The 19,521-nt window shown below is 50.0% G+C and carries 18 protein-coding genes; 5 read left to right on the forward strand and 13 right to left on the reverse strand.

The features are described 5' to 3' along the window. Positions 1 to 5: 5 nt before the first annotated feature. Positions 6 to 410 (reverse strand): MbcA/ParS/Xre antitoxin family protein, encoded by a 405-nt coding sequence (locus CBP31_RS14015; RefSeq protein WP_087038282.1) that lies wholly within the window; start codon positions 408 to 410, stop codon positions 6 to 8. A 186-nt stretch (positions 411 to 596) separates the two neighbouring features. Next, positions 597 to 1,196, reverse strand: coding sequence for a hypothetical protein (locus CBP31_RS14020; protein WP_087038283.1), 600 nt, complete (start codon positions 1,194 to 1,196; stop codon positions 597 to 599). A gap of 190 nt (positions 1,197 to 1,386) precedes the next feature. On the opposite strand from CBP31_RS14020, the gene CBP31_RS14025 reads away from it, so the two are divergent. The 3 genes from CBP31_RS14025 to yiaY all read left to right on the forward strand — a co-directional run bounded on the left by CBP31_RS14025 (position 1,387) and on the right by yiaY (position 4,881). Then, on the forward strand, positions 1,387 to 2,064 hold the full coding sequence (locus CBP31_RS14025) for a L,D-transpeptidase family protein (protein WP_227875044.1): 678 nt from the start codon (positions 1,387 to 1,389) through the stop codon (positions 2,062 to 2,064). Positions 2,065 to 2,227: 163 nt separating this feature from the next. Further along, on the forward strand, positions 2,228 to 3,313 hold the full coding sequence (locus CBP31_RS15915; RefSeq protein ID WP_087038285.1) for a methyl-accepting chemotaxis protein: 1,086 nt from the start codon (positions 2,228 to 2,230) through the stop codon (positions 3,311 to 3,313). A gap of 416 nt (positions 3,314 to 3,729) precedes the next feature. Then, positions 3,730 to 4,881 carry an L-threonine dehydrogenase gene (gene yiaY / locus CBP31_RS14035; RefSeq protein ID WP_087038286.1) on the forward strand — a complete coding sequence of 384 codons (1,152 nt, stop codon included), beginning with the start codon at positions 3,730 to 3,732 and terminating at the stop codon, positions 4,879 to 4,881. A gap of 146 nt (positions 4,882 to 5,027) precedes the next feature. Here yiaY and CBP31_RS14040 read toward each other — a convergent pair whose 3' ends face one another. From CBP31_RS14040 to CBP31_RS14070, 7 genes are all read right to left on the reverse strand, one after another. Further along, positions 5,028 to 5,678, reverse strand: a complete 651-nt coding sequence (locus CBP31_RS14040; RefSeq protein WP_087038287.1) for an HAD family hydrolase — start codon at positions 5,676 to 5,678, stop codon at positions 5,028 to 5,030. Further along, a complete protein-coding gene (locus CBP31_RS14045) occupies positions 5,678 to 6,694 on the reverse strand; it encodes an ABC transporter ATP-binding protein (RefSeq protein ID WP_087038288.1) in 1,017 nt (338 codons plus the stop codon). Before CBP31_RS14045 ends, CBP31_RS14040 begins: the two co-directional genes overlap by 1 nt. Next, complete coding sequence (locus CBP31_RS14050; RefSeq protein WP_087038289.1) at positions 6,694 to 7,485, reverse strand: ABC transporter permease; 792 nt, start codon at positions 7,483 to 7,485, stop codon at positions 6,694 to 6,696. The genes CBP31_RS14045 and CBP31_RS14050 overlap by 1 nt, the downstream gene beginning before the upstream one ends. Beyond that, the gene (locus tag CBP31_RS14055) at positions 7,478 to 8,410 is read right to left on the reverse strand and encodes an ABC transporter permease (RefSeq protein WP_087038290.1); all 933 of its coding nucleotides are present in this window, start codon (positions 8,408 to 8,410) and stop codon (positions 7,478 to 7,480) included. Before CBP31_RS14055 ends, CBP31_RS14050 begins: the two co-directional genes overlap by 8 nt. Continuing rightward, positions 8,407 to 9,213, reverse strand: a complete 807-nt coding sequence (locus CBP31_RS14060) for an alkaline phosphatase family protein (RefSeq protein WP_087038291.1) — start codon at positions 9,211 to 9,213, stop codon at positions 8,407 to 8,409. Before CBP31_RS14060 ends, CBP31_RS14055 begins: the two co-directional genes overlap by 4 nt. 3 nt (positions 9,214 to 9,216) lie before the next feature. Beyond that, complete coding sequence (locus CBP31_RS14065) at positions 9,217 to 10,269, reverse strand: ABC transporter substrate-binding protein (RefSeq protein ID WP_087038292.1); 1,053 nt, start codon at positions 10,267 to 10,269, stop codon at positions 9,217 to 9,219. A 218-nt stretch (positions 10,270 to 10,487) separates the two neighbouring features. Then, entirely contained in the window at positions 10,488 to 11,417 is a 930-nt protein-coding gene (locus tag CBP31_RS14070) for an SdiA-regulated/phytase-like domain-containing protein (RefSeq protein WP_087038293.1), read from the reverse strand. A gap of 275 nt (positions 11,418 to 11,692) precedes the next feature. On the opposite strand from CBP31_RS14070, the gene rarD reads away from it, so the two are divergent. After that, positions 11,693 to 12,610 (forward strand): EamA family transporter RarD, encoded by a 918-nt coding sequence (gene rarD, locus CBP31_RS14075; RefSeq protein WP_087038294.1) that lies wholly within the window; start codon positions 11,693 to 11,695, stop codon positions 12,608 to 12,610. 202 nt (positions 12,611 to 12,812) lie between these two features. Here rarD and CBP31_RS14080 read toward each other — a convergent pair whose 3' ends face one another. From CBP31_RS14080 to CBP31_RS14095, 4 genes are all read right to left on the reverse strand, one after another. Continuing rightward, a complete protein-coding gene (locus CBP31_RS14080; protein WP_087038295.1) occupies positions 12,813 to 13,694 on the reverse strand; it encodes a DMT family transporter in 882 nt (293 codons plus the stop codon). Positions 13,695 to 13,826: 132 nt separating this feature from the next. Beyond that, positions 13,827 to 14,891, reverse strand: coding sequence for an oxygen-dependent tRNA uridine(34) hydroxylase TrhO (gene trhO / locus CBP31_RS14085; RefSeq protein ID WP_265414959.1), 1,065 nt, complete (start codon positions 14,889 to 14,891; stop codon positions 13,827 to 13,829). Positions 14,892 to 15,145: 254 nt separating this feature from the next. After that, the gene (locus tag CBP31_RS14090) at positions 15,146 to 16,588 is read right to left on the reverse strand and encodes an L-cystine transporter (protein ID WP_087038296.1); all 1,443 of its coding nucleotides are present in this window, start codon (positions 16,586 to 16,588) and stop codon (positions 15,146 to 15,148) included. A gap of 638 nt (positions 16,589 to 17,226) precedes the next feature. Continuing rightward, positions 17,227 to 18,528 (reverse strand): lytic murein transglycosylase, encoded by a 1,302-nt coding sequence (locus tag CBP31_RS14095; protein WP_087038297.1) that lies wholly within the window; start codon positions 18,526 to 18,528, stop codon positions 17,227 to 17,229. Between the two features lie 489 nt (positions 18,529 to 19,017). Between CBP31_RS14095 and CBP31_RS14100 the strand changes: the two genes are divergently transcribed. Then, entirely contained in the window at positions 19,018 to 19,488 is a 471-nt protein-coding gene (locus tag CBP31_RS14100) for a GNAT family N-acetyltransferase (RefSeq protein WP_087038298.1), read from the forward strand. Positions 19,489 to 19,521 lie beyond the last annotated feature (33 nt).

Here is a 19,521-nt window from a genome sequence, read left to right on the forward strand (position 1 = left end):
TGCACTCAAGCCATGCCCCCGCGCCAAGCACTCAGCCTTTTAGATACTTCATACAAATCGGCAACGCGGCCCGCATTCATTACCTCCATGGCACTCCTGCCGGCGAAGAATGGATGGGTATTGGGTTGACGCACCCAGCCATAAACACTGTCTTCGGCAGTAAATAAGATGCGCAGGCTCTTATGAATGTTAAGGATATAGCTCATTCGCTCCAAGGTGTCTGGGCTAAGGCGAATGCCGCCATGCATAGACTTATATTTGTTCAATGTTGAACGAGAGTGAATGCCCAAAAGCGCCAGTTGTTCTGCAGTAGAGCACTGCCATTGTTCTAAAATTTTGAACACCACCGGCAGTGCCTTGCTTAGATCTGGGCCTTGTGTTGATTGGACCGGTAATATTTGTGTGTTCATCTTAGTCTCCTGCATACGCGCACATCTAAAGCTCGCGCCGAACGTTAGTTTTACGTCCAACTTTGTATAATGTTAGTATAATTGTGCATATATGAACAGGTCGTTTGAAATCGATCACGCTTCCTAGCGCTGATTGTTCACCGCCACTGGGTGGCGGTTTATCGATAGTGATGTTTGGTGCAGAGCTTAAGATGACTCAGTGGTTGCTGTGTCATCCGCCGCGCAGGCATCCAGTTCTCTAAACAAGGTGTCGAGTGCTTGATAGACCAGCTTGCTGTCGCTGCTGTTGGCCAGTATGGGGCGTAAGTCGTGACTACTGAGATTGAGCTTGTTTTGTTTGGCTAAACGTAACTGGCTAAAGCCGTAGTGGGTGCCGTTATGCTGGCCGAGTAGTGCCAAGTTAAACGTGATTTGATAGCGGCCGACTGAGATGCCGAGCCGACGACTTTCTCCTGACACAGCACCGCTGGTCGTGAGTACGTCTAGGCCTAAGTAGTGGGTACTGGCATCTGTATCCTCATTTAAGTCAGCAAGCGGCTCTTGCACACAAATTTTGGCCGTTTTTTTACTAAAAAGCGTCTCCGTAAAAAAAGTGATGCTTTCCAGTGTTGGGGGCTTAGTTTGGCTAACGGCAATACCGAGCGTATCTTTGGTTGAGTCAGAGCTGGCTGAGCTAGCATTCGCTTCGTTGGCGCTGCGGTTAAAGTAGGGCAGGGTGTCCAGCGTGGTACAGCCGCTGAGCAATAAGGTAAGTAGTACAAAGGTAGCAACAGGGGCTGACTTCATCGTAAACTCCAAGCAATGGGAGATAAGGGATAACCTTTATCCTAATACAAGTCCAAGCGAGGCTGGAGAGAGTGGTAGTGATTAAAAAATTGCTGCGACAGATTACAACCGAGGCGCGCTCGCGCTATCATTGAATTATCTACTTTTATAGGGCTTAGTCTTACGTATGCGTCTTCTACGAGGATTTACCGTGCCAGCACTTATTTTGGCCACTTTCGCTAGCGCTCCGGCAGTGAGCGCTTATTATCCGCACGGCAGTGTGTCTGAAGTGGTGACGGCTTATGGCTATTTAGCTGAAGTGCGCATGAAGCCTTACTTTATGCGCGCTAACATTACCTATCCCCCGCAAGAAGTGGTGTTTTTAGCCACCAAAGAAGAAAAAGAGCTGGAGTTGTGGGCGCGTAATGACGGTGACTTTACCTTTATTCGCAGCTATCCCATCAGTAAGGCCAGCGGTGGCCCAGGCCCTAAGTTAAGGGAAGGGGATAAGCAGGTGCCGGAGGGGATTTATCGCATTACTCATTTAAACCCCAATAGTCAGTTTCACTTATCGATGCGCCTCGATTATCCCAATTCTTACGACTTGATGCGTGCCGCTAAAGAAGGGCGTAGTAACCCGGGTGGCGATATTTATATTCACGGTAAAGCGCAGTCTACCGGTTGCTTGGCGGTGGGTGACATTGCCGTAGAAGAGCTGTTTGTGTTGGTTGATAAGGTAGGTACCCACCGTGCTTCGGTGGTAATAGCGCCGCACGATCCACGACGACTGCCATTAGATGGTTTTGCCGATAATTTACCGCGGTGGGCGGTAGAGTTATATGCAGATATTTCACGCGAGTTTGCTAAATATCCTAAAGGCGATATTTAAAGGTAGAAATAACTAAAAAGAAGTGAAACTCTGCGTTACCGATCACGTATTATCTAACCAGCGCTAATAATGGAATAAGTAGCTGGTTAGTATAGACGCATTAGTAATAAAAATGTATTAAGCACGCCTACGTACAATAATACCTAAAGGATTAAGGATAATTATGTTTGGCAGTAAAGCAAAAAAACACGCGCATAGCCTTGAGCAACAATTAGCAGCCCTGACTGCGGATTATGAAACTCGACTTTCAATAAAAGAAAGTAAAATCACTGAGCTTAAAGCAGAAGCACTGTCACAACAGGCGGCCCAACAGGTTTCTGAACAATTATTGGCAGTGGTGCTGCAAGGTTCAGATATGCTGAATACCATTCGTGAGGGCATGGTATTAAATGCAGAGACCTTGTTGGAAGAGCAAACTAAGCTCACTGAAATGGAAGAAGTGTTTGCACAAACCTATCAGGCAACCGATACCCTAAAGCAGCGCTCGGCAATGATAAACGCCGAAGTAGGGCATAGCGCCGAAAGCTCAAAAGTATTGACCGATACCGCGAGTAAAATCAGTAATTTTGTGTCTGTTATTCAAGAAATATCTGAACAAACCAACTTACTGGCGCTAAACGCCGCTATTGAAGCGGCCCGTGCGGGTGAGCAAGGCCGAGGCTTTGCGGTGGTGGCGGACGAGGTGCGTACTCTGGCCAGTAAAGCCCATGAAGCTAGCGCCAATATTAATAATTTGGTGCAGCAGGTGCTCCAGCAAAGTAAAACCATTAATAGTAGCGTGGCGCAATCATTAGAAAGTACCGAAGAGATTTCTGCTTCCTCACAGCAAATTGATGAGGTGACTCGAGAAGTGATGCGTCATGCTGAAAGTATGCGTAATGTCATTAAACGTAATGCGGCCTCCGCCTTTTTAGAAGCGGTTAAGCTGGATCATGCGGTATGGAAAAATCATATTTATCATTGTGTTGAAACTCAAGATTTTGATGTGCAAGTGAGTTCTCATACCGAGTGTCGCTTAGGAAAGTGGTACTACGAAGGGCGAGGTGCACAATTATACAGTCAAACCCCTGCTTTTAATAAAATAGAAGCCAGTCATAAAGTCGTGCATCAAGCCGGCAGTGATGCGCTAAAAGCCTTTGCGGCGGGCAATCAAAAAACAGCACTCGAGGCGCTGCAACTGATGGAGCAGTCTAGCTTACAGGTGACGCGTGCGTTAACTGAACTGGATAATGAAATGCAGCAGCAATGAGTTTTAGGGTTAGTGTGACGTTTAGTGACTGCAGTGCGTGATTAAATAATGAGTGGCTAAATATAGAATAGCTACACAAAGAGCAGCCAAGGCGAATCATGATGAAGAAAGCTACGATGAAAAAAGTTACGATTAAGTGAATGTGGATTAAACGAGTGTCGATTAAATAAAACATCAACAGACACAAAAAAGGGGCCTTAGGTCCCTTTTTTGTCTCTGGCTTTTAAAAGGTGTTCTTTAACTGAGAAAACCATGATCTGGAATAAAGCACCACAGCTAAATAAGAGATAAAGTGGCGTAAGCGTTAAAAAGCGATGCAAGTATAAATATTAATTTTATGTACTCTTTTGAGCTTGCTTGCCGCCAATAATCGCGAGCAGCTACCAATTTGTTTGTAAATGGATAAGGAACATAATATGAACACTGCCACATTTTATATGCCCTCCGTTAATCTCATTGGTACCGGTGCGCTTGCGCAAGCGGTGGTCGAGCTAAGTCAACTGGGCTTTAAGCATGCCTTAATCGTGACTGACCAGCCCTTGGTGGAGCTAGGCTATGCCGGCGACTTGCAGCAAGCATTGGCCAAGCAAGATATTCAGGCCAGTATTTTTGACCAAGTGCAAGCTAACCCCACCACGGGTAACGTGGAAGCGGGATTGGCATTGTTACGTCAAAAAGAGTGTGACTTTGTGATCTCTTTGGGCGGTGGCTCACCCCATGACTGTGCCAAAGGCATTGCGCTGGTGGCCAGCAATGGCGGTGATATTCGCGATTACGAAGGTGTGGATCGCTCCGCCAAGCCGCAACTGCCGTTAGTGGCCATTAATACCACTGCCGGTACGGCCTCAGAAGTGACACGCTTTTGTATTATTACCGACGAACAAACCCACATTAAAATGGCCATAGTGGATAAAAACGTGACGCCCATTATGTCGGTAAACGATGCCGAATTGATGAAGAATATGCCTAAGTCCTTAACCGCCGCCACCGGGATGGACGCACTGACTCATGCGGTAGAAGCTTATGTATCAACGGCCGCTAACCCCATTACCGATGCCTGTGCCATTAAGGCCATCAGCTTGATCAGCCAATATCTTACGCGTGCAGTGAATGATGGCCACGACATGCAAGCACGCGAACAAATGGCGTACGCTCAGCTGTTAGCGGGCATGGCCTTTAATAATGCTTCGCTGGGTTATGTGCATGCTATGGCGCATCAGTTAGGTGGCTTTTACGACTTGCCGCACGGAGTCTGTAACGCCATCTTGTTGCCACATGTACAGCGCTTTAACAGCCAAGTGGCCAGTGATCGCCAAACAGACATTGCCGCCGCCATGGGATTAGATGTGCGCGGCTTAAGCGCGGAGCAGGGCGCTAAGCTGTGTATTGATGCCATTGTCAGCTTGGCCGAGCAGGTGGGCATTCCGGCGGGCTTGAGCGGCTTGGGTGTGCAAGAGTCTGATTTTGCCACGCTCGCCACCAATGCCATGAAAGATGCCTGTGGCGTCACCAACCCGATTCAGCCGAGTCACGAGCAAGTAGTAGCCATGTTTAAAGCGGCTATGTAAGCGGCTTAAAGACGACTCTGTGAATAAGAGTAGGCAAAGAAGTGGCAACAAAACTGTCGTCACAAAGTAATAGTCACACAGCAGTAAGTGACAGAGAGCCTCGCATCACGCGGGGCTTTTTTATGTTGATACACAGACTGCGAGTACTAACGCCAAGTCAGCAGCTCCCAACCGCGCTCGGCGGCGATGCGATATAAGTAATTATCGCCATTGACCACGGCGGCTTGATCCACGTATTCCAAAAGCGGCAAATCATTAAGCGAGTCACTGTAACCGTAACTGGTGCTGGGCGTAATGCCTTGTTGCTGCATCCATTCTTGTAAGCGGGTGAGCTTGCCTTCTTGATAGCTGTGCACGCCTCGGGTGAGCCCGGTATAGGCGCCGTCACAGTAATCGAGCAAAATACCGATGGCGTGCTCTACGCCAAGGGCGCGGGCGATGGGTTTAACCAGATGCTCGCCGGTGGCAGAAATAATCACCACTGTATGCCCTTGGGTTAAATGCCAATGCAATCGCGCCTGAGCGTCCCCATAAACTAAAGGCAAAACGTAGTGCTGCACAAAATCTTCGACGAGTGGGGTTAGTACGTCTGCTTGCCAATAACGAATGGGCGCTAAAGTCAGCGCCATATAGGCATCCATGTCCAGCTGGCCCTGATAATAGGCGGCCATCAGGCTTTTTTCTTGGGCTAAAATATCAGCGGAAATCAGCTTGCGATCCACTAAATATTCTAGCCATAAGCGGGCAGAGTCGCCGGCGATCAGGGTTTCATCTAAGTCAAAAATCGCTAATTTCATTAGGCAACCTCCTTCAGCTCGTTACAATCGAATAGCAGTTCAAGTGGGCTGCCGACCGATAATAATGCCTCTGCCCCTCGGTTCAGCTTATCTACTGTTAGCAGGCAGCCCGCAGCTTCGATACGATAGCGAATCACATTGCCTAGCAGTTGATGACTACTGACTTTGGCTGGTATGGGCGGTGACATTGCCGGACCATAGTCACGACCCTGCTCACGAATATAGATGGACTCAGGGCGCACGGCCAGTCTGCCGTGTATGGTCAGCTTCAGCAATAAATAAGTTTGTTCGGCTGAAAGCAGATTATAGTTGCCAATAAAGCTTGCCACAAAATCGTTGGCGGGCCGAGTGTAGACCGCCTCGGCGGTATCAGCCTGTACTATTTGACCTTGATTCATCACAAATACCCGATCCGATAGCGTCAATGCTTCTTCTTGGTCGTGGGTGACAAATACGGTGGTTAGATTAAGTTGTCGCTGTATGGTGCGGATCTGTTCGCGCAGGTGTTTACGAATTGGGGCATCGAGTGCGGATAGCGGTTCGTCCAGCAGCAGAATGCGCGGCCGTACTACCAGTGCTCGCGCCAAGGCGACGCGCTGGCGCTGGCCACCGGAGAGTTGAGCGGGATGAGCGCGTTCTCGACCGCTCAAGCCCACCAGCTCAATGACCTCGGCCACGCGGTGAGCGATATCTGATTTATTTATCCGCTGCATGGTCAGGCCAAAGGCAATATTGTCGGCCACGGTCAGATTGGGGAACAGCGCATAGCTTTGAAAGACCATGCCGATGCCCCTATGTTGCGGCTTGAGCCAAGTAATGTCTTCTCCTGCGACCCGTATCTGTCCGCTGTCTGGCGTGGTTAGCCCCGCAATACTGCGTAACAGCGTCGACTTACCGCAGCCCGAAGGGCCGAGCAGAGTAACAAACTCCCCTTTACTGATATCGAAACTGATGCCCTTGAACACGGGGGTGTCGGTAAACGATTTGGTCAGGTTGGCAACTTCTAGGTAGTGCATTAGCGGCTCCGAGTTTGCAGGCGCAAGGCGAACCAGGTCGCGACGCCGATAAAGAGAAAATAAGACATCACCATGGCGCTGGTAAAATGGCCACTGTTGGTGCGTTGGCTATACAGATAGACCTGCAGCGTTTCAAAACGGGTGCCGACCAGCATATTGGCGAATACAAACTCGCCGAATAAGAACGAGAAAGACAAAAACAGCGCGGCCAGCAAACCATTACGGATGTTCGGCAATACCACCCGCAGAAAGGCCACCACCGTGCTGGCGCCCAGCAGATGTGCTGCGTCAATTAAGTCCGACAATGGAATGGCGTCCAGGTTATTGGCCAGTGCTCGGTACATAAAGGGCAGGCTGATAGTGAAATAGCAGAAAATCAAAATCCAAGGGCCGCCAATCAGTGGCAAAGGCCCACCCGCATAGAGCTGTAATAGGCCGACTGATGACACTACAGGCGGCACCGCAAAAGGCAGCAATATCAGCAGGTTCATCAGACTCTTCAATCGCGGAAAGTAATAGAACACCACAAACAGCGTCGGTAATATCAGTAGCAAGCTGAGCAGCAAGGCGGCCAAACACACCAGCAGTGAGCGGGCAAAGGCGGCCAAAAATCGGCTGTCGGACCACAGTGTGATATACCAGTCGAACGTAAAGCCGCGCGGTAAAATATGTGCGCCCCATTGTGCAGACAAGGAGTAAACCAAGGTTGTCATAATGGGAGCGACTAGCAAAATCAGCAGTCCGTTGACCGTTAATCGGGCCAGCAGCGGGGCCTTGAGTGATTTATTCATAACGGCTCCGGCTAATAATCCACTGATTGACTGCGGTCACCAGCAGCAAGATGATCATCAGTAATAGCGACAGGGCTGCGGCCAGCTGCGGCTCAAGAAAAATATCACCGGCGACCAAGGCGGAAATCTGGATGGTGACCAAGTTATAGTTGCTGGTCATCAGCGCAAAAGTACTGGCATAGGCCCCCAGCGCATTGGCCAGCAATATGATAAAGGTGCCCAACAAGGCCGGTGTTAGCACGGGTAATACTACCCGTAACCAATATTGCCACGGGCGAGCGCCGAGCAGCGCGGCTGCGTCTCGCCAGTCTTCTTGCAGACCGTCGAACGCGGGGTAGAGCAATAAAATGGCTAACGGGATTTGAAAATAGGTATAAAGCACAATGAGTCCGCTGCGAGAATATAAATTAAAGCTCTCGACGATACCGGCTTCTTGCAGCAATAAGGTTAAGGCGCCGTTCATGCCCAGTAACACGATAAAGGCAAACGCCAGCGGCACCCCAGAAAAGTTGCTGGCCATGGTGGTGAAGGCCACCACCATATCTTGTAACTTACCCGGCACTTGGCGCAGTGCTGCGGTTCCCGCCAGTGCAATCAGTAAGCCCAGCAGGCTGGACCATAGCGCCAAGTCGATGCTGTTAGTAAACGACTGCAGATAAAAGGGCGAGTCGATAATCTCTTTAAAATTGGCCAAGCTCCAGTGGCCATCCACTTGAAAGGCATTGACCATGACCCAGATCATGGGCGCCAGTTGAAATAGGCCAAACAGTAATGCAAAGGGCAGCAGCCACAATAGGGGCAGGGCGCGCCGCCAAGTTGCAGGTTTAGCCGCCACAGACGACGCTTTATGACGATGATGACGGGGCGCTCGCGCTTGGGAAAGGCTGGAGTCTGGGGGGAAGTTGACGGTTAGTGGTTCACTCATTTCAATAACTCGCTGCACATGGGTTTGTCGTGGGGGATCCCCAGCAAGCTGGCGATAGTGCCACACAGCTCAATTTGTTGCGGGCGGGCATGACGGTTATGGCTGAAGGCGGCTCCTGCTACCAACAGCGGTATATCTCGCTCTTCTGGCAAGATGCCGCTATGGCTGTGATCTCGGTTCATGCCGTGATCGCTGGTGATCAGCACTTGATAGCCTTCATCTAACCAACACGGCAGATAGTTGGCCAATAGCAGATCGAAACGCCGGGCACTGTTGCGGTATTGTCGCGAGTCTAGGCCGAACTTATGGCCTGCGTCGTCGGTGTTCATGGGATGGATCAGCAAAAAATCCGGATCGAATCGGGTTCTCAGGATCTCGGCGTCTTGTAGTAGGTGACAGTCTGGGTAATGGTCCTGAGAATAAAACAGGCCATACTGAATAGGTAATTTCGAGTCGTGAGTGAAACGATCCCGTACCGGCTGATAGGGCGCGCGATTATACAGTTCACTAACCCAGTGATAAGCCGCCGCCGCCGTGGTTAACTTCGCCGAACGCGCCAGAGAAAACAGGCTCTGCTGAGTGCTAAGGCGAACCATATCATTATTTAATATTCCGCTGTCCACCGGCCGAGTGCCGGTGAGAATACATTCATAAAGGGGGCGGGATACCGCCGGTAGCTCACATTGCATTTTATAGCTGGTAAGCTGCTCCGCTTCGTTTAGGCCCTGCAAGTAGCCCATACATTGTTGGGCTACTTCATAGGCCAGTCCGTCTATTACGACCAGTATGACCTTGCTCATTATGCTTTATCTCTGCTGATGAATGAGTACGGCGGACTGCCATTGGCGAGATAAGGTGCGGGTGCTTTTCTCCCAGGCCTTATGGTCGGAAATAGGACGCGCCACGGTATACATCTCTTGGGGTAGCAGTTTGTCCTGCACATCAGCAGGCAGGGTGACATTGTCGCGGATGGGGCGGGCATAGCCGCGCGCCAAATTGATTTGTCCAGCATCACTTAAAATATATTCTCGAGCCAGCTTGGCGGCGTTCGGGTTTTTAGCATATTTATTGATAATGGTGGCGTAGCCTGAAATCAGCGAGCCGTCACTGGGGATAACCACCGTAAAGCGGTCACGATTAATTTGGTCACGATAATTAAGGGCGTTAAAATCCCACAAGATGGCCATTTCCACTTCCCCTTTCTCTAGGTTGGCAATATTGGGGTCTATGGGAGACAGGCGGCCTTGTTTTGCCAACTCGGCAAATAAATTCAGTGCCGGCTTGATATTGGACTCATCGCCTCCTTGCGCAAACGCGGCGGCTAATATGGCGCTGTTGGCTTGTGCGGCCACGCCCACATCACCCACGGTTACCTGATAGTCGCCATCTAGCAAGTCTTGCCAAGAGGTGGGGGCTTTGTGTATCAGTTCGTTATTAACGATAAAGGCGATAGTACCGGTGTAGCCCAGCATCCAGTGCCCGTCTTGGTCTTTGGCCCAGTCGGGGATTTGTTCCCAGGTGGTGGGTTTGTAGGCTTGGGTGACGCCTTGGCGCACGGCGATAGGACCAAAAGCGGCACCTACGTCGCCAATGTCGGCGGTGGCATGGTCTTTTTCTGCGGCAAACTTGGCAATTTCCTGAGCCGAGCTCATATCGGTGTCTTGATGCTTAAGGCCGTATTGTTTGCTTAAATCCTGCCAAGTGTCTTTCCAATTCGCCCAGCTATCAGGCATGCCGACACTGTATATTTTGCCTTCAGTTCGCGCCTTTTGTTCTAGCTCTGCGAGATCGGCGGCAAGCACAGCCGACGTGCTTAGGCTTAGGGTCAATAGGCTGGATATTCTCAGTATGCTGTTCATCGATTTCAATCCTCAGGAGTAAGCTAAGTTCGAAGCCGATGCTAAGTGAGGCAGATGACAGTTTGGTGGGTTTTTTATTGCAGTTTTATGCCAGTAGATAAACGGACGCTGGCCGGCGCTGATGTTAGACCACAGATAAACTTAATCTCGCTTAGCCAGCTTGCGGCAGTGACCGAACAACGCTTATAGACTTAACATAATGAATAATAAGGTGAGTATTATTGCTGTGTCTTGGCGTTGTCTAGCGTTGCGTTATTTAAAGATGGCTCTTTTGCCATTAGTGTGGCTAACGTTTGTTGCGAGCGAAACAGATTGGTGCCGCGGCCTTCGCGAGTCACATAAATAAAGCCATCATCTGCGAGGCTAATGCCTTCAAATTGACCATTTTCACTGAGCATCAATTTTCGGCCTAAATGCTCCAGCACACGACCCTCATGTACCGGATATAGCCATATCCACGCGTGGCGATTAAACCAAGAGCGGCTATAGCCGAGCAGCATTAGAGTCTTGGTTTGATCATCAAAGTCGGCGCCCGTGACCAGCATTTGAGTATTAAGCTGCTGCTGGGCCTGCAGTGGTGTCGGCTCGGTTGCCCTCACAGCGTTCATTGCTCCCTGATGAGTAGACAGCTTATAGATGGCGGTTTCTTGGTCAAGCCAGCGTTTGGTAAACAGCCATAATTCGTCATCTACTTTAGTGAGAGCTTCTGCATCAAAATTATGTTGATGGCGCGGCGGCTGAAAATTCGTTTGTTCGGCGTAGGCCACCGGCAAGATGGAGGCTAGGCTAAGTGTGTCTTGTGCGAGCTTGAGTACTAAAATCTTCAGCTCGCGCCGCTGGCCACTGTTGTTGCCGGTGTCTGCCAAATACAGGGTATTGCCCTGAGCGGCAATATCTTCCCAGTCGTGATTCTTGGTTGGTACGGTGAGGCGCGCGCTTATCTTTCCTTTATCGTTAAGCACAAATAGCTCAGGCGCATTGCCGCTGTCATTATGGCTGATAAACCCTTGCTGCCAGCGTATCAGGCCCGAGGTTTCACTTAAGCGGCTGTCAAAGCGCGCCACCGGTAATAATTCCAAGCTCAGGCCTTGGGCTGAGCCGCAACTGGTGAGTGATAAGAGCATTAATAATGAAAGTATCAGGCGCATGCCGCAATCCTATAACAAGTGAGTGCTTGTTATAGCGTGAATCTGCTTAACTTCAATCTTTAACTGCAATGCTTATCTCTTTGGAATCGGCGATTTACGCAGTCATGTTTTTATCTGTTTCGTCTAAGGGCGAGTACTTGGAGTTATATGCTGGTTTTTGACGCTTGTTCGGTGGCTACTGGCTGATTTTATTTATAGCATCAGCCTAATATCTGCAGGGAAGCTGTTAGACTGCCAGCAAAATACGTGAGTTACATATATAAGAGGAGAGAGCCATGACCCGAGGTATTGGGCTGTCGGTGTTTGCATCTGTGTTGTTTGCCTTTTTGTATTATTACGCCAGTTTGCTGCACCCGCTGTCTGGGGAAGTGGTGTTTGGTTGGCGCATGCTACTGACCATGCCATGTGTCGCCTTATTTCTGCTTTACAGCCGCGATTGGCATTTGGTGACTACATTATTTGCTGAGGCAAAACGCCGGCCTTTGTTGTGGGTCGGCTTGCCCGTATCTGCGGCACTAATGGGCGTACAATTGTGGATCTTTATGTGGGCGCCCATTAATGGCCGCGGGCTGCCTGTTTCGCTCGGTTATTTTATGATGCCCTTGGTATTAGTGGTGATTGGTCGCTTTGTTTATCAAGAAAGGCCGAGTCGTCTGCAATGGACTGCAGTGGGGTTTGCCGTTATTGGCGTGGCAAATGAAGTCTGGCAGGCGGGCGGTATTTCTTGGGAAACCTTAGTGGTGGCGCTGGGTTATCCGATGTATTTTGTCTGGCGCCGGTATATAGGCACCGACAACCTAGGCGGACTCTGGTGTGATATGTTGTTGATGCTGCCCGCGGCTGCCTGGTTTGTGTTATCCGTTGATCAACCGTTTTTAGCCTTCGAGGTGCGTCCTTTATTGTGGCCGCTAGTGGTGGGCTTAGGCGTTGTCAGTGCCTTAGCCTTGGTCTGTTATATCGTTGCCAGTCGCCTACTGCCCTTTAGCTTATTTGGCCTACTCGGCTACGTAGAGCCTGTTTTGCTGGTGGTGGTGTCGTTAATCTTGGGCGAGAGCATTCAAGACGCGGAATGGCCGACCTATATCGCCATTTGGTTAGCGGTGGGTTTATTAGTGCTAGAAGGCGTGAAGCGACTACTGACCTTTAGGCGTTACCCCTTCGATGCGAACCCCTCGGGCAACACAGAGCCATAAGTTAAAAAACTAGGGAATTTCTTTGCCACGGAATACACGGAACCACACGGAAAATGAACATCAATCAATCAAAAGTAATCTTTAAATTGTAAGGCTGCGAACCTTTTTTATTGTTGTGCTTGTCTGTACATTTTCGTGTATGCCGTGGCTAAATAGGTTTAGCTTTTAAGGTCAATGTCGTTATCTTTCACGATTCACCGTATTAAGCCCACATCACGCAAATGGCGGCGATAACAATTAAGGCTAATCCCCAGTGGTCTTGGCGGGCTAGCTTAGTCTTAAAGTAATAGCTGGAAATCAACAACGTAAATAACACTTCCACTTGGCCGAGGGTTTTGACTAAGGCCACGCTTTCTAGACTCATGGCGCTAAACCAGCCAATGGAGCCTAAGCAACTGCAGATACTAATCAGCGCCGTTAACTTAGGCCGCTTAGCCAAGCCAATTAAACTGGGCGGATCGCGCAGCCCAAGCCAACCCACCAACAGCAGGGTTTGCAGGCCGATCACCAATAACAACACCCAAGCGGCGGAAAAAGGAAACGACAGCTCAAGTAATAAACTGGCTTCGCGTACCCACAGTGAAGTCAGGGCAAAGCTTAAGCCGCTGGCCACGCCCACTATTAGGGTCTTAGGCGAAATCACCCCCGCAATGCGGCGCAGGCCACTTAATAATCCTACTGCGATACCGCCGAGCAATACGCCCAGCCAACCTAATGGTGTGAGCAGGGTGCCAAAAAAGGCCACTCCTAATATTGCCGCCCAAATGGCTTCACTCTTTGCCAGTCCCACGCCCACCGCATAATTGCGCAGCTGAAATAGTCGCACCATTAGGGCGGTGGCGATAATTTGGCACAGTGCCGCCCCCACAATATAGACGAAGAACAGTGCAGAGAACTGCGGTAGTGCCTCATCGGGTTGCCAGAGATATAAGCCCCACAAATATAAACCGGCCAACGGACCTGCCAATATAAAGCGGGCCAAGGTGACGCTGGTGGCGCCTAAGTCTTGGCTGAGTTGCTTTTGAAAGGCATTACGCCACGCCTGCATTAAGGCGGCAAACAAAGTAAAAGGGATCCAGAGCATTGAATTACCGTGACATGTGAGGTGTAAAGGGTGAGGAGAAGATATCAGTAGCAGCGAGTAAGGAGTGAGACGAGCAACCGAACTTTCAGGTTCGCAGTTACGCCTCACGCCTTACTCTTCACCCCTCACGTATTAAGAAGCTTTGTTTTTACTCTGTTGTTGTTTTTTGCGGGCCAGCTTGTCGGCACGGCGTTGTTCGGCATTGGCTACTGCATCGCTGCCGATGTGGGCTTCGCCGCGAGCTTGGGCCAATTGCAGCTGGCGCTCACGCTCGGCGTAGCGCTGTTGCTGCTCCGGGGTGTGAGTATCATGGCAATGCTGACAGCTGATGCCTGCTTGAAAATGAGCGTGGGTGAGCTCTTCTGGCGACAGCGGCATACGACAAGCCGAGCACAATTCATATTGGCCGGGCTCTAATTGATGATCCACGGTCACGCGGTTATCAAACACAAAGCATTCGCCTTCCCACATAGACTCTGCCGCAGGCACTTCTTCTAAGTATTTTAAAATACCGCCGTGCAGGTGGTAGACCTCGTCAAAGCCTTGCTCTTTAAGATAAGCAGTGCTTTTTTCACAGCGAATACCACCGGTGCAAAACATCGCCACTTTCTTGTGCTTATTGGCATCGAGGTTATTTTTTACGTATTCAGGAAATTCGCGAAAACTCTCGGTATTCGGATTTAGCGCACCTTTAAAAGTGCCGATGTCCACTTCGTAATCGTTACGGGTATCCACCAAAATCACCTCTGGATCTGAGATCAGTGCGTTCCAATCTTTGGGTGCCACATAGGTGCCCACCACTCGTAGCGGATCTATGCCCTCAACACCCATGGTGACGATTTCTTGCTTAAGCTTTACCTTGGTGCGGTAAAAAGGCTGTTCGGCGCTGATGGATTCTTTGTAATCGATACCGCTAAAGCGTGCATCCTGTTCAAACCACGTTTTAAGCTCTGCGATGGCGTTGCGTGAGCCGGCTACTGTGCCGTTAATGCCTTCACTGGCCAGTAATAAGGTGCCGCGGATCTGCTGGCTTTCTAGCATCGCCTGCAACGGCTCGCGCAGTGCTTCATGGTTTGCTAGCGTGACGAACTTATACAGGGCACAGACCACAAACTCAGGCATTGCTTCTTTCGGCTTAACTTCTTGTGACATAGCATTTTCTGACATAGCTTTCTGCGACATAGCTTCTTGTGACATAAACATCTCCAGCGTAACTAGTGCATAGCAACGCTTTACTCATAAGTTGCAGCGCCTGCCTAATAAATAGCAGCGCTGTATTAATAACATTGATCGCCATAAGCATAAGTTCACAAACATGGCGTGATGGAGCGCATGATAACAAATTTTGCGGGGGCGCTGCAGCAAAAGCGAAAACGCCTAGCGCAGAGGCTAGGCGTTTTTAGTCGGTCTTTTCGGTATCGACATCGGCATTAAGCCATGGCAATTAGAGCTTACAGGGAATTAGCAGCCTGATTATTGTTTTGCAGGTCTGTTTCATTTTTAAGGCCCAGGTCCTGCAGCTCTTCATCACTCAGGTTCTCGTCCTTAAGAAAGGTCGCATTATCGGTTTGGCCGAGCAACTTGCTGGTGATGGTGCCAGCGGTCATGGAGCCATTCACGTTTAAGGCGGTGCGCGCCATATCGATTAACGGCTCAATGGAGATCAGCAAGGCGGCCAAGGCCACAGGCATACCCATAATCGGTAATACGATAAGCGCGGCAAAAGTAGCACCCCCACCCACACCCGCCACACCAAAGGAGGCGAGGGTGATCACACCCACCAGCGTGGCTAACCACAAGGGATCCAGCACATCAATGCCCATGGTGGGCGCTATCATCACCGCCAGCATGGCCGGATAAATCCCGGCACAACCGTTTTGGCCAATGGTGGCGCCAAAGGAGGCAGAGAAGTTGGCAATGCTTTCCGGTACGCCCAGCTTTTGCGTCTGTGCCTGTACGTTTAGCGGTATGGTGGCGGCACTGGAACGACTGGTAAAGGCAAACGCCAGTACCGGCCACACCTTAGTGAAAAAACGTTTGGCATTCACACCAACAAAGGTCAGCAGCAGGCCATGAATGACAAACATAATGGCAATTGCTAAATAAGAGGCCAGCAAGAAGCCGCCTAAACTCAGCACGTCTTGCAGATTAGAGCCGGCAATCACTTTGGTCATCAGTGCCATCACGCCGTAAGGAGTGAGCTTCATCACCAAACGCACTAAGCGCATCACTAAGGCTTGCAGTGCTTCTATGCCGCCAATCACTCGTCGGCCGAGCTCTGGCTCGTCTTTCAGCAGCGTCAAGGTGGCTAAGCCTAAAAACACCGCAAAAATAACCACACCAATCACGGCGGTAGGGCTGGCGCCCGTCATATCGGCAAAGGGATTTTGGGGAATAAAAGACACCACTAATTGCGGCACTGATAAATTAGCCACGCTGGCCACCTGAGACTCTAATAGCTCGGCGCGAGCTAATTCGCGAGCGCCTTGCACCAAGTCGGCGGCATTGAGGCCAAAGCTGTGGGTGACAAATACGCCGACTAACGCAGAAATGGCGGTGGTGCCGAGCAGAATACCCAATGAAAGCGCGCTGATTTTGCCCAGCGACGTCGCATTGTGCATCCGCGACACGGCACCTAAAATAGAGATCAACACCAGTGGGATCACTATCATCTGCAACAAGCGTACATAGCCGGTGCCCACCATGTTCACCCACTCTAGGGTGCGCGCTATGGTGTTGGCGTCATACAGATTTTGCATAATAAAACCGGCGGCCACCCCAAACAGCAAACCGGTTAACACTTGACGAGATAACGACTGGCCGCGGCCGGCCAAACGGCCTAAAAGCAGCATTAACACAACAAACACCGCTAAATTTAATAGCACCAGTAGCATGGTGACTCCGTAAACAGTAATTTATATAGATTAAGTGCTATGTTAGCAGCAGATTCGTCTGGGTTATAATCGATTTGGTTATGACTACTAACAATTTGTGTATAAGAGTAAACATACGAGTAAGTTTTAAGCCGTAAGTGCTCAGAAAATCCACCAGCAAGGTCAAAGCAGCATATTTGGCCAAGACTGAAGGCTAAAACAAAAACGCCCCGTCACTCAGGACGGGGCGTTTTTATTTAATCGCAGTTAAGTAGCAGTAGTTAATAGCAATCTGGGAAACTAACTGATCAGACTTTTATGTCTTCTGTAGGGTCGATTTCAATCGACCAAAAACCATAGCACGGCCTAAAGAGGTCGAATGCTTCCTACCTAAGTAAGGCGCCCCTACAAAAGGCCAGAGCCAAACCCTAACCTTAGTCATTACGAGGAGTGTAACGACGCGGCAATCTATATTTTGACCCAGCGCAGCCTGCAGAATGGATTGCCGCGCTGCGCTCGTAAAGACAGATAAGACCAAAACCGATATTTGCTTTAACGTAAGGCATACAGCTAACGCGAAATCTTGACGTCCACCAGAATCTCTACACTCGTTTTAGGCTAGGATTTATCCTCTTTTTTGTGCTTTTATTTGGATAAAATTAGCGTTTCAGTTGCTCCAGCAAGCTGGCGCTGGCATAGCCGTCTGCCACTTGTTGTTTAGACTGCTGATAAGCGCGAATAGCGTTAATGGAGTTAGGGCCAATGACGCCGTCTACGCCTTTGGTATCAAAGCCTTTAGCGGTGAGCATTTTTTGCAAGGCCACTTTTTCACTGCGACTTAAGGCGCGTTCTTCTCTTGGCCAGCTGGCGACGAATTCACCAGCGCCGTCTAATTTATCAGCTAAATGTCCTACCGCCATCGCATAGGAGGTGGCGTTGTTATAACGACGGATCACCTTAAAGTTCTTAAAGATAGCGAATACTGGGCCATGGGCACCGGCGGGCACTAAAATAGCGGCGTCACCAAAGTCCGGTAATGGCTGGCCGGTAATGGTTTTTACCCCGCGCTCGCGCCAGTAGGCGACGGGCTTAAGGTTGCTTTGATCGGCGGTGGTGTAATCAAAGTTTTGCGGTAATTTAATTTCTACGCCCCAAGGCGCTTTATGTTGCCAGCCAAAGCGAGCCAAGTAAGCAGCGGTAGAGGCCAGTGCATCTGTGGGATCTTCCGACCAAATGTCACGTTTGCCATCACCGTTAAAGTCTTGAGCATATTGCAAATAGCTGGTGGGCATAAACTGGGTATGGCCCATGGCACCGGCCCAAGAGCCGCGCATGCGCTCAGGCGTCACGTCACCCGCTTGCAAAATTTTCAGTGCGCCTATTAACTCGGCTTCGGCAAAAGTGCGACGTCGGCCTTCAAAGGCCAAGGTCGCCAAACCGGCGATGGTGCTGGTATTGCCGCGATAAGAGCCGTAGTTGGTTTCCATGCCCCATACCGATACCACAACTTTGGCGTCCACGTTATAGCGGGCTTCGATAGCGCTCAGTGTTTTTTCCAGCGATTTCCACTTTTCACGACCAGTAGTGACGCGTGTAGTAGAGGTGGCCGTGTCCAGATACTCCCAAATTTGACGGGTAAACTCCGCCTGACTGCCGTCAAGCTTGATCACTTGGTTATCCAGTTTTACGCCTTTAAAGGCGGCATCGAAGGTGGCGGGCGTAATGCCTTTATTGAGTGCTTGTACGCGAAACTGTTGGCGCCAAGTATTAAAGTCAGCCATCTCGGTGGCGGTAGGCGGGCGAGTCTTAGCCGCAGGCGTGCTGGTTTTGTTGGCGGTGGTACTGGTCTTAGCCGAGTCTTTGGCGGACTCAGTGGTGACAGGTGCGGTATTGGCAGCGCTCGTACAGCCACTAAGGATAACGCCCAGCACTAATGCGCTGATATAAGTTGGTTTTAGCATAAGGTCTCTTTGGTCGCTCTTATTAGGGTCTGTTGACCTTTCGCGGTTAAGTTTGGGTTGGTAAAGGTATGCCTGCAGCATATCTCAACGCGATAAAAAGGAAAGAGCTGGCGCGGTTTGCCTGTAAGATATTCAGGCTGTCATTAAGGGTGCTTATGCTCAACGCACCGATAATTTTCCGTTAACTTGTCTCTTATGCTCACCTACGTTGGTTTATAAGGTCGTTGCTGTTAATTAGCCCCCTAAAGCTAACAAAATTGGGTGATGATTGCTGCCAGTGCGGTTAGGCTTTGTTATGATCGCAAAAGGTTATTAGCGCCAAAGTAATGTGCGATAAAAGGTAACTCGTTTCTCAAGTTTGTGGTGGTTAGGCCGATAGCCTGTCCTAGCGTTAAGAAAATCACCAAACCAAGCATCAAGATGCCAAGCAATCTCTGGTTTTGCCAGCGGCTAATCGTTAAGCCGGGTTGATTTTCTATCGGAGTAGTTATGTACCTGATTAGGGATTTTAGAGACACCGACCTTAGCAGTCTGGAGTTGATTTTTCATGACGCAGTCATGGCTCAAGGGCGACGTGGCTACAGTGATGAACAGGTTGAATTTTGGGCCGCTTTTCCTTATTTATATGCGGCAGATTTTAGAACCTTAGTGCTCACCGGCTACACCCGAGTGATGGCGTGCAATCAGATCCCAGTCGCCTTTGCTACTTTGCATCCTGACGACCATCTGGCCTTGCTTTATGTGCTGGGTGATCACGCCGGGCGTGGCATTGCTGGGCGTCTGTGTGCAGACATAGAACAGGAGGCGAGCCGCCGTGGTGTGGGCTGTTTGCGTACCGATGCCAGCTTGTTATCACGACCGGTATTCGAGCAAAGAGGTTACCGGTTAGTGCAGCAAGAGCAGATTGAAAAAGAAGATATCGAGTTTACGCGTTTTATTATGGAAAAAGCCCTGCGCTAGAGTGTTGCAGCGCTGGTATAGAATGACGCTTTG

The sequence above is a fragment of the Oceanisphaera profunda genome, assembly GCF_002157895.1.
GTDB classification, from domain to species: domain Bacteria; phylum Pseudomonadota; class Gammaproteobacteria; order Enterobacterales; family Aeromonadaceae; genus Oceanimonas; species Oceanimonas profunda.

What these genes read in the sequence shown, in the direction of transcription:
- CBP31_RS14040 (WP_087038287.1), bottom strand. Translation starts at nt 5,678, where the DNA reads ATGAAATTAGCGATTTTTGACTTAGATGAAACCCTGATCGCCGGCGAC.
- CBP31_RS15915 (WP_087038285.1), top strand. Translation starts at nt 2,228, where the DNA reads ATGTTTGGCAGTAAAGCAAAAAAACACGCGCATAGCCTTGAGCAACAA.
- CBP31_RS14050 (WP_087038289.1), bottom strand. Translation starts at nt 7,485, where the DNA reads ATGAATAAATCACTCAAGGCCCCGCTGCTGGCCCGATTAACGGTCAAC.
- yiaY (WP_087038286.1), top strand. Translation starts at nt 3,730, where the DNA reads ATGAACACTGCCACATTTTATATGCCCTCCGTTAATCTCATTGGTACC.
- trhO (WP_265414959.1), bottom strand. Translation starts at nt 14,891, where the DNA reads ATGTCACAAGAAGCTATGTCGCAGAAAGCTATGTCAGAAAATGCTATG.
- CBP31_RS14065 (WP_087038292.1), bottom strand. Translation starts at nt 10,269, where the DNA reads ATGAACAGCATACTGAGAATATCCAGCCTATTGACCCTAAGCCTAAGC.
- CBP31_RS14070 (WP_087038293.1), bottom strand. Translation starts at nt 11,417, where the DNA reads ATGCGCCTGATACTTTCATTATTAATGCTCTTATCACTCACCAGTTGC.
- CBP31_RS14020 (WP_087038283.1), bottom strand. Translation starts at nt 1,196, where the DNA reads ATGAAGTCAGCCCCTGTTGCTACCTTTGTACTACTTACCTTATTGCTC.
- CBP31_RS14055 (WP_087038290.1), bottom strand. Translation starts at nt 8,410, where the DNA reads ATGAGTGAACCACTAACCGTCAACTTCCCCCCAGACTCCAGCCTTTCC.
- CBP31_RS14045 (WP_087038288.1), bottom strand. Translation starts at nt 6,694, where the DNA reads ATGCACTACCTAGAAGTTGCCAACCTGACCAAATCGTTTACCGACACC.
- CBP31_RS14090 (WP_087038296.1), bottom strand. Translation starts at nt 16,588, where the DNA reads ATGCTACTGGTGCTATTAAATTTAGCGGTGTTTGTTGTGTTAATGCTG.
- CBP31_RS14100 (WP_087038298.1), top strand. Translation starts at nt 19,018, where the DNA reads ATGTACCTGATTAGGGATTTTAGAGACACCGACCTTAGCAGTCTGGAG.
- rarD (WP_087038294.1), top strand. Translation starts at nt 11,693, where the DNA reads ATGACCCGAGGTATTGGGCTGTCGGTGTTTGCATCTGTGTTGTTTGCC.
- CBP31_RS14080 (WP_087038295.1), bottom strand. Translation starts at nt 13,694, where the DNA reads ATGCTCTGGATCCCTTTTACTTTGTTTGCCGCCTTAATGCAGGCGTGG.
- CBP31_RS14015 (WP_087038282.1), bottom strand. Translation starts at nt 410, where the DNA reads ATGAACACACAAATATTACCGGTCCAATCAACACAAGGCCCAGATCTA.
- CBP31_RS14095 (WP_087038297.1), bottom strand. Translation starts at nt 18,528, where the DNA reads ATGCTAAAACCAACTTATATCAGCGCATTAGTGCTGGGCGTTATCCTT.